At 69.6% G+C, this 12,918-nt stretch carries 14 protein-coding genes; 7 read left to right on the top strand and 7 right to left on the bottom strand.

Going from position 1 to position 12,918, the window contains the following annotated elements:
* Window positions 1-49: 49 nt before the first annotated feature.
* Window positions 50-1,045 carry a GlxA family transcriptional regulator gene (locus OG389_RS20230; RefSeq protein ID WP_328303939.1) on the top strand — a complete coding sequence of 332 codons (996 nt, stop codon included), beginning with the start codon at window positions 50-52 and terminating at the stop codon, window positions 1,043-1,045.
* Between the two features lie 8 nt (window positions 1,046-1,053).
* On the opposite strand, the gene OG389_RS20225 is transcribed toward OG389_RS20230, so the two are convergent.
* A complete protein-coding gene (locus OG389_RS20225) occupies window positions 1,054-1,998 on the bottom strand; it encodes an alpha/beta fold hydrolase (protein ID WP_328299874.1) in 945 nt (314 codons plus the stop codon).
* Window positions 1,999-2,122: 124 nt separating this feature from the next.
* Here OG389_RS20225 and OG389_RS20220 point away from each other — a divergent pair, with 124 nt between their 5' ends.
* Window positions 2,123-2,752, top strand: coding sequence for a TetR/AcrR family transcriptional regulator (locus tag OG389_RS20220; protein WP_328299873.1), 630 nt, complete (start codon window positions 2,123-2,125; stop codon window positions 2,750-2,752).
* Between the two features lie 118 nt (window positions 2,753-2,870).
* On the opposite strand, the gene OG389_RS20215 is transcribed toward OG389_RS20220, so the two are convergent.
* Genes OG389_RS20215 through OG389_RS20205 form a run of 3 tightly spaced genes read right to left on the bottom strand, consistent with a single transcriptional unit; the run spans window position 2,871 to window position 4,237 of the window.
* Window positions 2,871-3,197, bottom strand: coding sequence for a hypothetical protein (locus tag OG389_RS20215; protein WP_328299872.1), 327 nt, complete (start codon window positions 3,195-3,197; stop codon window positions 2,871-2,873).
* A 39-nt stretch (window positions 3,198-3,236) separates the two neighbouring features.
* Complete coding sequence (locus OG389_RS20210; protein WP_328299871.1) at window positions 3,237-3,986, bottom strand: CbtA family protein; 750 nt, start codon at window positions 3,984-3,986, stop codon at window positions 3,237-3,239.
* A gap of 32 nt (window positions 3,987-4,018) precedes the next feature.
* Entirely contained in the window at window positions 4,019-4,237 is a 219-nt protein-coding gene (locus OG389_RS20205) for a CbtB domain-containing protein (RefSeq protein WP_328299870.1), read from the bottom strand.
* A gap of 419 nt (window positions 4,238-4,656) precedes the next feature.
* On the opposite strand from OG389_RS20205, the gene OG389_RS20200 reads away from it, so the two are divergent.
* Window positions 4,657-5,124 (top strand): histidine phosphatase family protein, encoded by a 468-nt coding sequence (locus OG389_RS20200; protein WP_328299869.1) that lies wholly within the window; start codon window positions 4,657-4,659, stop codon window positions 5,122-5,124.
* Window positions 5,125-5,238: 114 nt separating this feature from the next.
* Here OG389_RS20200 and pucL read toward each other — a convergent pair whose 3' ends face one another.
* From pucL to OG389_RS20185, 3 genes are all read right to left on the bottom strand, one after another.
* A complete protein-coding gene (gene pucL, locus OG389_RS20195; RefSeq protein WP_328299868.1) occupies window positions 5,239-6,156 on the bottom strand; it encodes a factor-independent urate hydroxylase in 918 nt (305 codons plus the stop codon).
* 267 nt (window positions 6,157-6,423) lie between these two features.
* The gene (locus tag OG389_RS20190) at window positions 6,424-7,785 is read right to left on the bottom strand and encodes an aspartate aminotransferase family protein (protein ID WP_328299867.1); all 1,362 of its coding nucleotides are present in this window, start codon (window positions 7,783-7,785) and stop codon (window positions 6,424-6,426) included.
* 91 nt (window positions 7,786-7,876) lie between these two features.
* Complete coding sequence (locus OG389_RS20185; protein ID WP_328299866.1) at window positions 7,877-8,644, bottom strand: SDR family NAD(P)-dependent oxidoreductase; 768 nt, start codon at window positions 8,642-8,644, stop codon at window positions 7,877-7,879.
* 296 nt (window positions 8,645-8,940) lie between these two features.
* Between OG389_RS20185 and OG389_RS20180 the strand changes: the two genes are divergently transcribed.
* From OG389_RS20180 to kdpB, 4 genes are read left to right on the top strand one after another with little or no spacing between them, the layout of a single operon-like run.
* A complete protein-coding gene (locus OG389_RS20180) occupies window positions 8,941-9,063 on the top strand; it encodes a hypothetical protein (protein WP_328299865.1) in 123 nt (40 codons plus the stop codon).
* Complete coding sequence (gene kdpF, locus OG389_RS20175) at window positions 9,060-9,149, top strand: K(+)-transporting ATPase subunit F (protein ID WP_328299864.1); 90 nt, start codon at window positions 9,060-9,062, stop codon at window positions 9,147-9,149. The genes OG389_RS20180 and kdpF overlap by 4 nt, the downstream gene beginning before the upstream one ends.
* 5 nt (window positions 9,150-9,154) lie before the next feature.
* Window positions 9,155-10,819 (top strand): potassium-transporting ATPase subunit KdpA, encoded by a 1,665-nt coding sequence (kdpA, locus tag OG389_RS20170; RefSeq protein WP_328299863.1) that lies wholly within the window; start codon window positions 9,155-9,157, stop codon window positions 10,817-10,819.
* Entirely contained in the window at window positions 10,816-12,915 is a 2,100-nt protein-coding gene (kdpB, locus tag OG389_RS20165) for a potassium-transporting ATPase subunit KdpB (protein WP_328299862.1), read from the top strand. Before kdpA ends, kdpB begins: the two co-directional genes overlap by 4 nt.
* Window positions 12,916-12,918 lie beyond the last annotated feature (3 nt).

The raw sequence follows: 12,918 nt of genomic DNA, 5'->3' as shown, positions 1-12,918 counted from the left end.
TGTCAACAATGGCGTCTAGCATGCAGATATGGACATCGGTTTCACGCCCATGAGCCCCGTCGAACGACTGATCGTGATCGTCCTCTTCGAGGGCGTCGACCTCCTGGACGTCACCGGGCCGCCGGAGGTGTTCTCCCTGGTGCAGCGCGAGACGGACGACGCCACGGGCTATCAAGTGGTGCTGGCCGCCGAGACGTTGGACCCCGTGACCACCTCGGCCGGGGTGCGCATCCTTCCGGACATGACCTTCCAGGAGGCCTCCACCCGGAGCATCGACACGCTACTGGTGCCCGGCGCGGTCGAGCTGGACGTCGAGCGCCGCGTGCACGCCCTGACCGACGCCATGGTGGTCGGCTGGGTGAAGGTGCTCGCCGGGCGCACGCGCCGGGTCACGTCCGTCTGCGTCGGGGCGCACATCCTGGCCGCGGCCGGGCTGCTCGACGGCAAGCGCGCGACCACCCACTGGTCCACCGCCCAGCAACTCGCGAGCGACCACCCGGCGATCGAGGTCGACGCCGACCCGATCTTCATCCGCGAGGGCAATGTGTGGACCGGCGCCGGGATCAGCGCCTGCCTGGACCTCTCGCTCGCCCTGGTGGCCGACGACTTCGGTGAGACCATCGCCCTGCGCGTCGCCCGGCAGCTCGTGATGTACCTGAAGCGGCCGAGCGGACAGAGCCAGTTCAGCGTCCCGCTGGAGCCCGTCTCCGCGACGCGGCGCAGTGAGGACCTGCGTCACTTCATCCGGCGCAACATCGCCGACCAGCTCAGCCTCGCCGACATCGCCGCGTACGCCCACGTCAGCGAGCGGCAGCTGGCCCGGATCTTCAAGTCCGAGCTCGGCATGACCCCGGCCGCTTACATCGAGTCCGCCCGGGTGGAAATGGCCCGCAACCAGCTCGAAGCCACCGATGCCACGCTCGAACGCATCGCGTCCACCTGCGGGTTCGGCACCACTGACACCCTGATCCGGGCCTTCCGCCGCAAGCTCGACACGACGCCGACGGAGTACCGGCTCCGCTTCCGGGCCGGCTCCGCCGTCTGAGACCTGGCCTACGGGGCCCCGTGCGCGGCCGACTCCAGGGAGTCGACGTCCTCCATGAAGCTCAGCATCCGGGCGTTGACCAGGTCGGGGTGGTCCAGCTGGGGGCCGTGGCCGGTCGCCGCGACGATCTCGGCGCGGGCTCCGGGGATCAGCCGCGGCACCCGCTCCAGCTGGAGCTGCGGGTGCACGAGCAGGCTGCGCCTGCCCATGATCAGGTAGAACGGCGTCCGGATCGAGCCCAGTTCCCCGTCCGACAGCGGCAGCGGGGCGGGCCGGCGGATCCGGAAGGCGCGGACCCCCGTCTGGATCATCCTGCGCAGTTCGGGGACGACCAGTACCGGCTGTTCCAGCCAGGCAGCCAGCCGCGGCCGCATCGACTTGGGCGCGAAGGTCGCGAAGAGGCTGGCGAAGATCCAGACGAAGAAGCGCAGGCCCACCTTCTCCAGGCCGCCCGGGTCGAGAGCCGTGACGGAGGCGAGGCGGCCGGGGCGGCGGTGGACCATGTTGATGACCAGCCAGCCACCGTAGGAGGAACCGACCAGGTGGACCCGGTCGAGGCCGAGGGCGTCGAGGGCCTCGTCGAGCCACTGCGCGGCACGCTCGGGCTGCCACATCGGTTCGCGCTGGACGCTGCGGCCGGGGTCACCAGGAGTGTCGAGCGCGTAGACGGGCCGATCGGCGCTGAGGGCAGCGGTGTTGGGGTACCACTGGGCGGAACAGCCGCCGGAGCCGTGGATCAGGACGACGGGCGTACGGTCCTCGGCGGCCGGGTCCGCGGGCCCGTACCGGTAGACGTGCGTGGTGCCGAAGCTCGTCTCCACGTCCGTCTCGGAGCGGGCGGGCGCGCCCAACGCGTAGAGCGCGTCGCAGGCGGCGAAGTAGCGGTCGCGCAAGGTGTCGTTGACGTAGCGGCCGATGTCACGGGGGGCTCGGGTCACAGGGGTCTCGGGCACGGGGGCACCTCCGGGAGGATCCGTTCTTCGTGATACGAACGTACCATAATGATGGTACGGCGGTACCATCAAGAGGAGCCGAGGGGCTCATCACCCACGGCCGACCGGGCGGAGACACGACGACATGCCGAAACGCGTGGACCACGAGGAGCGGCGCACCCAGATCGCCGAGGCACTCGTCCGGGTCGCCGGTCGGCGCGGGCTGCACGCCGTCGGGATGCGCGACGTGGCGGCCGAGGCGGGCGTATCGCTACGGCTCGTGCAGTACTACTTCGAGACCAAGGAGAAGCTGCTCCTCTACGGGCTCCAGCACCTCACCGCCCGCTTCACCGCACGCGTCGGCGCCCGACTGCGCGCCGCCGGACCGGACCCCGGGCCGCGCGCGACCGCCGAGGCACTGCTGCTGGCCGCCCTGCCGACCGACGAGGAGAGCCGGACCTTCCATCTGCTCTACAGCTCGTACGCGATCCTGTCGGTCACCGACGAGGCACTGGCCGCCCAGCCCTTCATCGACAACCCGGACGCGGCCGAGGACGCGCTGACCGGCCTGATCAGCCACGCACAGGACACCGCGCGGGCCGACCCGGGCGTGGACGCGCGCAAGGAGGCGATCAGCCTGCTGGCCATGTCGGCGACCCTGGGCACCAGCATCCTCGTGGGCCAGCGGGACCCCGACGCGGCCGCCGGGGTACTGCGCCACCACCTGGACCGGATCTTCACGGCCCCGGCCGAGAGCCCGCGACCGGCCGCCTGACGGCCGTCGGGCCCAGGCGGCCGGTGCGCGGGTCGCAGCAGGCCCGGTCTCCGTCGCGCTCGAACGAACCGAGCACGGTCAGGTCCGTTCGAGGCCTCGCGGCCTCACGACCTCGCGGTCAGAGGACTACGAACGCCACCGCCGCCGCGCCCATCAGCACGGCGGCGGTATGGATGGCCGGGTGGCCGTAGTCACCCGACCAGAGATGGCGGGCCAGGCCGCCCGTGGCGGCCAGGGCCGTGATGACGCCGATCTGAGCGAACAGGGTGACGGCGGTGAAGGGGGTCAGGAGCAGCAGGAGCGAGTTCAGCCAGAACGGCGTGGCACCCGTCCAGCCTCGCCACTCCCGCCACTCCCGCCACTGCGGCCGTTGCGGCCATCGCGGCCGTTCCCGGCGGCTCTTGGGCCTTCGGTGGTCCGCCAGCTCTCGGATCGCCGTCGTCATCGCGCCGCCACCAGCCCTTCAGTCGCCAGCAAGCGAGAGTCAACTCGCAGGCTGTACAGCCTCCTTGGGTGCGACGGCCGGGACAAGGGCCCGTTCGGCTAGAAATCCGAAAGCCAGGCCGAAAGTGGTCCACAGCGCGACCTGGATGCCCAGCGAGGCGAGCCGGAACTGCCAGATGAGCGCTGCCGGGAAGTCCGCCGGGACCTCGTTGATGGTGGGCAGGGCCGCGTAGGCGATGCCGACGGCCACCGCGAAGGCGAGCGAGGCGACGATCGAGGCGTTCCAGTTGCCCAGGCGCGGCGCGAGGCGCCGGCCGAGGATCAGCGCGGCCGAGGCGAGCAGCACGCTGAGCGCGATCATCAGGATGAAGAGGGTGGTCCGCCGGACCACGGTGTCGGGGTCCCCGACGGCCGGCGGGTTGGCGGGGTACTTGAGGAACGGCACCAGGTTGACGGTGACGAACAGACCGCCGGCCACCAGCGCCGCCGTGACCCGGGGGCCGAAGCGGCCGATGCGGCCCAGCGCGTAGCAGAAGACGAGCGCGGCGATGCCGCCGAGCGCGATCCCGTAGAGCAGGGTCCCGGTGCCCAGGCCGGCCGTGGCCTGCAGGGCCCGGCTGACCGGGGCGGCCTCGTCGCCGTGGTCGTGGGCGCCGGCCTCCTCGATGGCGATCGCCGCGTCCACCTGGGACTCACCCAGCAGGTACGCGACGAGGAAGGCGGCGACTCCGGCCAGCAGGCCGGCGAGCATGCCCCGGACGAGGAGCACGCGGGGGGAGATGGAGTTCATGTTTTCGGTACTTCCCTTGCTGATGGGGTGGCTCAGTGGCAGGGGAAGCCGAGGAGGTGGCGGCCGTCGTGCATCCACTCGTGGACGGTGTCGCCCTCGAAGATCGCGGTGGCGCCCTGTTCGGCGCCGACGAGGTAGAGCAGGACCAGCATCAGGACGCCGACGAACACGGCCCAAGGGGCCAGTGCGGAGAGAGAGATGGGAGCGATGCCGGCGGGTGCGGCAGTCGTGGGCACGGCGGAGTGGGCCATGGCAGGAGCCTCCAGAGGGAACACGCGTCCCGGTCAGTGGTGCTTTCGACGACGGTGGCGGGTCTGACTTTCCTCCCCCTCCGGGAGGATTCACAGTGGCGCGACCGTGCCGGATTCTCACCGGTGCTTCCGTCATACCGTCGTCTTGTCGTCCGCCACCGTACCGCGCTTACGCCGCTCTTACAGCGGGCGAGGTTCACCCCGTGAGACGGAGATGGGCCACATGTGAGTAAGCCATGGTTCACCGGTGGGAAGGGGACCACTTGCGGCCCTCATTTCCCACCACCGAGCACGCCATGCCGATATTCGGTCAGACCGAGCAAGTGGACACGAACCCTTCCTTTCATGGCTCCCAGGCCATTACGGCCACTCGCGGGAGTCCCTGGCCGTTCGGCCGGGGAGCACGTCAAGCTCTCCTCATGAAGCCGCCGAATCCCCCGACCCCCTCCGTGCGGGTCCAGCTCGTGAGACCTCCGCTCGGCGAGGCGGAGCGCCTGCACCGCTTCCCGCTGGGGGAGGACTGTCCCGGGTACGACGGGCTGCGGGGGCAGGGGTACGGGGACTGGGCCGGGCGGCGGATGGACGAGGTGGCGGCCCGGGATCCGGGCGGGCTGCGCAGTTGGACGACCGACACCTCGTACGCGCCCCCGGGTGGCGGGGAGTCGGTGGAGGCCCTGATCGCGCGGGTCGGCGTACACCTGGACGGGCTGGCTCCGGGGACGCACCGGGCGGTGGTCGAGCAGGGCGTCGTACGGGCGGCCGTGGTGTGGGCGCTGGAGCTGCCGGCGGCGACCTTCTGGCGGCTCGACGTGCGGCCCGGGTCGGTGACGGCCCTGACGGGACGCTCCGGGCGCTGGAACCTGCTCGTGGGACAGTCCGAGGGGTGAGGCGGGCGGTACGGCGCGCGGTGCGGCGGGTGGCGAGGACGGTGGACACGCAGCCGGCCCGGGCCGCGTGGAGCGGGCCGGGCCGGCTGGTGCTGTCTCAGGTGGGGCGGGGCGTTACGCCGTGATCCAGTCGCTGGTGGCGATCACCGGCTGGACGCCGTCGCGGTGGATGGTGCCCTCGATGAGGCCGTACATACGGTCCGCCGCGAAGTAGACCTCGTTGTCGTTCTTGAGGCCGAAGGGCTCCAGGTCGACGAGGAAGTGGTGCTTGTTGGGGAGGTTGAGGCGCACCTCGTTGACCTTGGGGCAGTTGTCGAGCACGCGCTCGGCCATCTGGTTCAGGGTCTGCTGCAGCGAGTACGAGTAGGTCTCCGCGAAGGCTTCCAGCATGTTCTTGCGGACCTTCTTGTACGACTGGTCCCAGTCGTACTCGGCGTCGTCGGCGGCGAGCGCCGAGTGCGCCCAGCGCGCGGTGACCTTGGTCGCCAGGATGCGGTCGTACGCCTCCTGCAGCGTCGTGTACTTGTCCTTGATGAAGCCGTGGAACTCGGAGTTGGTCGAGTTCATCACGGTCAGGTCCTTCAGACCCGAGATCACCTGGAGGCCGGTGGTCTCGCTGTACGTGATCTGCGCGGTGCGGACCTCGGTGCCCTTGAGGGAGAAGGAGTGCTGCTCCTTGCGCGTCGGGACCGGGATCCGCTCCCAGGCGTACTCCTCGACGCGGATCTGCGCCTCGCGGATCGGCTCCTGGGAGGAGACGAAGTGCTTGGCGAGCAGGATGCCGAAGGCCTCCGGGGAGGCGACGCCGTACTCCTTGGAGAAGGCGTACACGGTGTTCTTCGTGGTGTCGGTGGGGAGGCAGTTGGCGTTGTCACCGGTGAGGTGGACGTCGCGGAACTCGCCGCGCAGCGCGACGGAGACGTTGAGGTCGCGGATCTCGTGCCAGGAACCGTCGCTGCCCTTGCGGGTGACCTTGACGATGCGGTTCTCGGCCTTGCCGTACTGGTTCTGGGCGAGGATGTGCTTGCTCATGCGCTGTCTTCCTTCGGGTACTCGGGAACACGGAGTCCGGTTTTCTGGATCCCGTACGCCCGGCGTCCGGCGGACGCGCAGCCCGCCCCCCGCCGTTCGGTCACGTGGAGTGGACATCACGTGGGCCGCCCCGGGACTGACGTGCATCCCGGTCCGTAGGTGCTTGTTGATTCCAGCACGTTCACTTGGTGTTCGTAAGAGTGCGATTCCTCCGAGAACAGGCACCCACGGATTGGGCAACCGCACGATCCACGCAGGTCAGACAGGTCAGACCGTGTGCGCGTCGGCGACCGTCAGGGCCTCGTCGATGATCCGCAGTCCCTTCTCCACGTCCTGTGCCGACACGTTGCACGGCGGTGCGACGTGGATGCGGTTCCCGGCGAGCAGCGGCCACAGGCCGGCCTTCTTCAGGGCCGCCCCGAACTCCACCATCGGCGCGTTGTCGGCGCCCGAAGCGTTGTACGGGACCAGGGGCTCGCGGGTCCGCTTGCTCCGTACGAGTTCCAGGGCCCAGAAGGTGCCGATCCCCCGGACCTCCCCGACCGACGGGTGGCGTTCGGCGATGGCGGCGAGGCCCGGGCCCAGGAGTTCGGTGCCGGTGCAGGCGGACTGCTCGACGACGCCCTCCTCCTCCATGACGTTGATCGTCGCGACGGCGGCGGCGCAGGCCAGCACGTGCCCGGAGTACGTCAGCCCGCCGGGGTAGGGCCGGCGGGCGAAGGTCTCGGCGATGGCGGCCGAGATGGCGACGCCGCCGAGGGGGACGTATCCGCTGGTGACGCCCTTGGCGAAGCAGATCAGGTCGGGGGTGACGTCCCAGTGCTCGGAGGCGAACCACTTACCGGTGCGGCCGAAGCCGACCATGATCTCGTCGAGGATGAAGACGATGCCGAAGCGGTCGCAGAGCTCGCGGACGCCGGCCAGGTAGCCGTCGGGGTGCACGAGCACGCCCGGGGCGCCGCCGACGGTCTCCAGGATGATGGCGGCGATGGACTGCGGGCCCTCGAAGACGATGGTGTCCTCGAGATGACGCAGAGCCCGCTCGCACTCCTCGGCGGGGGTGGCCGCGTAGAAGGGCGAGCGGTAGGCGAACGGGCCCCAGAAGTGCACGACGCCCGCGGTCGCGGTGTCGTTGCCGAAGCGGCGGGCGTCGCCGGTGAGGTTGATCGCGGTGGAGGTGGCACCGTGGTACGAGCGGTACGCGGAGAGGACCTTGGCGCGGCCGGTGTGCACCCGGGCCATGCGGACGGCGTTCTCCACGGCCTCGGCACCCGCGTTGGTGAAGAAGATCTTGTCGAGGTCGCCCGGGGTGCGCTCGGCGATCAGCCGGGCGGCTTCGGAGCGCACGTCGACGGCGAAGCCGGGCGCGACGGTGCAGAGCTTCCCGGCCTGCTCGGCGATGGCGGCGGCGACCTTGGGGTGCTGGTAGCCGATGTTGGTGTAGACGAGGGCGCTGGAGAAGTCGAGAAAGCGGTTGCCGTCGTAGTCCCAGAAGTAGGAACCCTCGGCGCCCGCGACGGCGAGCGGGTCGATGAGCTCCTGGGCGGACCAGGAGTGGAAGACGTGCCCCCGGTCGTCGTCCTTCACGGTGGCTTTTGCGGCGGCGCGTGCGTCGGCTTCTGCGTTCATATTCCGAGGGTAGTTGTCCACGATGTGGAATCCGTTGGGGTCGGGGCGGAGGTGCCCTGGTGGCAGCGGGCCGGCGGTCCGCCGGCCCCCGTCAGACGACGTGCCGGCCGCCGTCGACGGTGAGGACGTCGCCGGTCGTGTAGGCGGCGTCCACCAGGTAGAGCGCGGCCCCGGCCACGTCGTCGGGCGTGCCCACGCGGTGCAGCGGGGTGTTCTCGGTGATCCATTCGCGCGAGCTCTCCCAGACCTGGTCCTCGCCCTGGTACCAGGGGGTGTCGATCAGGCCGGGCGCGATCGCGTTCACCCGGACGGCGGGGCCGAGCTGGGAGGCCAGCAGCCGGGTCATGTGGTTGACCGCGGCCTTGCTGACGGCGTACGGGACGGAGCTGCCGAGTGCGCGGGTGGCCGAGACCGAGGAGATGTTGATGATCGAGGCCGGACCGGAGCCCTTCTCCGCGGATTCCCGCAGGTACGGGGCGGCGGCGGTGATCATCTGCCAGGTGCCGACGACGTTGACCTCGAAGATCTCGCGCCAGGCGTCGGCGTCGGCCGCGTCCAGGTCGCCCAGGGGGATGAAGCGGGTGACACCGGCGTTGTTGACCAGGATGTCGAGCCGGCCGTACGTGTCGATCGCCGTCCCCACGATCCGCCGCGCGTCGGCGGCGTCGGCGACGTCACCCCGCACGTAGACGGCGTCCGGGAGCTCGGCGGCGAGCGCCTTGCCCGCGCCCTCGCTGCGCGCCGAGTTCAGGACCACGCGGATGCCGGCCGCGGACAGTCTGCGGGCGATGCCGGCGCCGATTCCGGAGGAGGAGCCGGTGATCAGGGCGACTCGGCTCTCGGCTCGGGACTCGGTCATCGCATTCCTCCTGGCAGTGGTCCGCTCCCGGGTCCGCGGGCGCGTGCGGGATGGGCCGGAGCATAACGCGAATGTCGCATGCCGGAAGTGAATTTCCGTTATTCGAAATCGGAGACCTCCCCCCACCCTCGCCGAAGAGGATGACACCCGCCATAGCGGGACATATACACCCACCCTGAGTCAACAACACGCATCCGCGCATCCACCGCGTTAGGGACCCGTAAAAGCCGCGCCGTCGGGCGTATGGGGACCGTCAAGGAAGCCGGTGAGGCCTCGAAGAGGCGTTCCACTCAGAGGTGTCCGAAAAACGCCCTCGAACCCTCCGGGAGCTCACGATGGCCGACCTGGCCTTCGTCGTCACCACGATCGCGGTCTTCACGCTGGTGGCCCTCGTCGCCAAGGGGGTGGCCAAGCTGTGAACGTCGAAAACGTCATCGGCCTGGTGGTCGCCGTCGCGCTGCTGGGATACCTCGTCGTCGCCCTTGTCTTCCCGGAGAGGTTCTAGCGCCGATGAGTCCCGTCCTCGCCGGGGTGCTCCAGCTGCTCGCGCTCGTCGCGGCCCTGGCCCTCGCCTACCGCCCCCTGGGCGACTACATGGCCCGCGTCTACTCCTCGAGGAAACACCTCACCCCCGAGAAGTGGATCTACAAGGCCGTCGGCGCCAACCCGAACGCGGAGATGCACTGGCCGGCGTACCTGCGCTCGGTCCTCGGCTTCTCCGCCGTCAGCGTCCTCTTCCTCTACCTGCTCCAGCGCCTGCAGGGCCACCTGCCCGGCTCGCTCGGCTTCGCCTCCATCAAGCCGGACCAGGCCTTCAACACGGCCGCCTCCTTCGTGTCGAACACGAACTGGCAGTCGTACGCAGGTGAGCAGTCCATGGGACCGCTCGTGCAGACCGGCGGCCTGGCGGTGCAGAACTTCGTCTCGGCGGCGGTCGGCATGGCCGTCGCGGTGGCCCTCGTACGGGGCTTCGCGCGCTCGCGCACCGGAGAGCTCGGCAACTTCTGGGCCGACCTGGTCCGCGGCACCGTCCGCGTCCTGCTCCCCATCTCGGTGATCGGCGCGATCGTCCTGGTGGCGTGCGGTGTCATCCAGAACTTTGCCGGGATCCACGAGGTCGGCCAGTTCTTGGGCGGCACGCAGCAGTGGAACGGTGGGGCAGTGGCCTCGCAGGAGGCCATCAAGGAGCTGGGCACCAACGGCGGCGGCTACTTCAACGCCAACTCCGCCCACCCCTTCGAGAACCCCACCCCCTTCTCGAACCTCTTCGAGATCTTCCTGATCCTCCTGATCCCCTTCGCGCTCACCCGCACCTTCGGCCGCATGGTCGGCTCGGTCCGCCAGGGCTACGCGATCCTCGCCACGATGGTCACCATCTGGCTCGGGTTCACCGCCCTGATGATGTGGACGGAATTCAGCCACCACGGCCCGGCCCTCCAGGCCGCGGGCGGTGCGATGGAGGGCAAGGAGACCCGCTTCGGGATCGGCGCCTCCGCGATCTTCTCGGTCGCCACGACCCTGACCTCGACCGGTGCGGTCAACTCCTTCCACTCCTCCTACACGGGACTGGGCGGCGGCATCCAGCTGCTGGGCATGCAGCTCGGCGAGATCGCGCCCGGCGGTGTGGGCTCCGGCCTGTACGGCATGCTGATCATGGCGATCATCGCGGTGTTCATCGCCGGCCTGATGGTCGGCCGCACCCCCGAGTACCTGGGCAAGAAGATCGGCACCCGCGAGATCAAGCTCGCCGCCTGCTACATCCTCATCACCCCGGCCGTGGTCCTCGGCTTCACGGCGCTGGCGATGGCCCTGCCCACCCCGGTCCACTCGATGTCCAACGGCGGGGCGCACGGATTCTCCGAGATCCTCTACGCCTATACCTCGGCCGGCAACAACAACGGCTCGGCCTTCGCCGGCCTCAACGCCAACACCCAGTGGTTCAACACGACCACCGGCATCGCCATGCTGCTCGGCCGCTTCCTGCCGATGGTCTTCGTGCTGGCCCTGGCCGGCTCCCTCGCCGGACAGCAGCCGGTCCCGGCGACCGCCGGCACGCTGCGCACCGAGAAGCCGCTGTTCACCTTCCTCCTCGTCGGCACGATCATCATCGTCACCGGCCTCACCTACTTCCCGGCGCTGGCGCTGGGCCCGCTCGCCGAAGGGCTCGCCTCATGAGCACCGTCACCCCCACCCGAGCCCCCCAAGGGGATCTGCCCACCGGTCACAAGCCCGAGAAGGCCCGGATCGGCGGCGGGATCTTCGACCCGAAGCAGCTGTTGAGGTCCTTCCCGGACGCCGTGCGCAAGCTCGACCCCCGGGTGATGGTCAAGTCCCCGGTCATGTTCGTGGTGCTGATCGGTTCCGTGCTGACCACCGCGCTGGCCATGTCCGATCCGGGCAGCCTCTTCGGCTGGGCGATCACCGCCTGGCTGTGGCTGACCACGATCTTCGCGAACCTCGCGGAAGCGGTGGCCGAGGGCCGCGGCAAGGCCCAGGCCGACACCCTGCGCAAGGCCAAGACGGACACCGTCGCCCGCCGCCTCGTGAACGGGGCCGAGGAGCAGGTGCCGGGCACGGAGCTGCGCATCGGCGATCTGGTGGTCTGCGAGGCCGGCGACATCATCCCCGGCGACGGCGACGTCGTCGAAGGCGTCGCCTCGGTCGACGAATCCGCGATCACCGGCGAATCGGCCCCCGTCATCCGCGAGTCCGGCGGCGACCGGTCGGCCGTCACCGGCGGAACGAAGGTGCTTTCGGACCGGATCGTCATCAAGATCACGACGAAGCCCGGCGAAACCTTCATCGACCGCATGATCGCTCTGGTCGAGGGCGCGGCCCGACAGAAGACCCCCAACGAGATCGCGCTCAACATCCTTCTCGCGTCCCTCACCATCGTCTTCCTGCTGGCGGTCGTCACCCTCCAGCCCTTCGCGATCTACGCGCACGCCAAGCAGTCGATGATCGTGCTCACCGCGCTCCTGGTCTGCCTGATCCCCACCACCATCGGCGCGCTGCTCTCCGCGATCGGCATCGCCGGCATGGACCGCCTGGTCCAGCGCAACGTCCTCGCGATGAGCGGGCGTGCGGTGGAAGCCGCCGGTGACGTTTCCACGCTGCTTCTGGACAAGACCGGCACCATCACCCTCGGCAACCGCCAGGCCTCCGAGTTCGTCCCGGTCAAGGGCACGACGGAAGCCGAACTGGCCGACGCCGCACAGCTGTCCTCCCTCGCCGACGAGACCCCCGAGGGCCGCTCGATCGTGGTCCTGGCGAAGGAGAAGTACGGCCTGCGCGAACGCCACCAGGGCGAGCTGGTGGGCGCAGAGTGGATCCCCTTCACCGCCCAGACCCGTATGTCCGGCGTGGACGTGGACGGCCGCAAGGTCCGCAAGGGGGCCGCCGGTTCGATCACCGCGTGGGTCGGCGAGCAGGGCGGTACGGTCGCCCCGGACGCGGGCGCCAGGGTGGAGGAGATCTCCGGCGCGGGCGGTACCCCGCTGCTGGTGGCGGTGGAGGACGAGGAGGGCGCCCGGGTCCTGGGCGTCATCCACCTCAAGGACGTGGTCAAGGAGGGCATGCGCGAACGCTTCGACGAGCTGCGGCGCATGGGCATCAAAACCGTGATGATCACGGGTGACAACCCGCTCACCGCGAAGGCCATCGCCGAAGAGGCGGGCGTGGACGACTTCCTCGCGGAAGCCACCCCCGAGGACAAGATGGCCCTCATCAAGCGGGAACAGGCCGGCGGCAAACTCGTCGCCATGACCGGCGACGGCACCAACGACGCCCCCGCCCTCGCCCAGGCCGACGTAGGCGTCGCCATGAACACCGGGACCTCGGCCGCCAAGGAGGCCGGGAACATGGTGGACCTGGACTCCAACCCCACCAAACTCATCGAAATCGTCGAGATCGGCAAGCAGTTGCTGATCACCCGCGGCGCCCTGACCACCTTCTCCATCGCCAACGACGTCGCCAAGTACTTCGCGATCATCCCGGCCATGTTCGCCGTGGTCTACCCCGGCCTCGACAAGCTCAACATCATGGGCCTGACCTCGCCCAACTCCGCGATCCTCTCCGCCGTCATCTTCAACGCACTGGTCATCATCGCCCTGGTGCCCCTCGCCCTCAAGGGCGTCCAGTACCGACCCACCAGCGCCGACAAAATGCTCCGCCGGAACCTGGGAATCTACGGACTCGGCGGCCTCATCGCCCCGTTCATCGGCATCAAGCTCATCGACATGCTCATCACCCTCATCCCCGGAATCGGCTGAACG

It is taken from the genome of Streptomyces sp. NBC_00435 (genome assembly GCF_036014235.1).
Lineage (GTDB): Bacteria > Actinomycetota > Actinomycetes > Streptomycetales > Streptomycetaceae > Streptomyces.
Note: the sequence above shows the minus strand (reverse complement) of the source record. Positions and strands in the feature narration are given on the sequence as shown.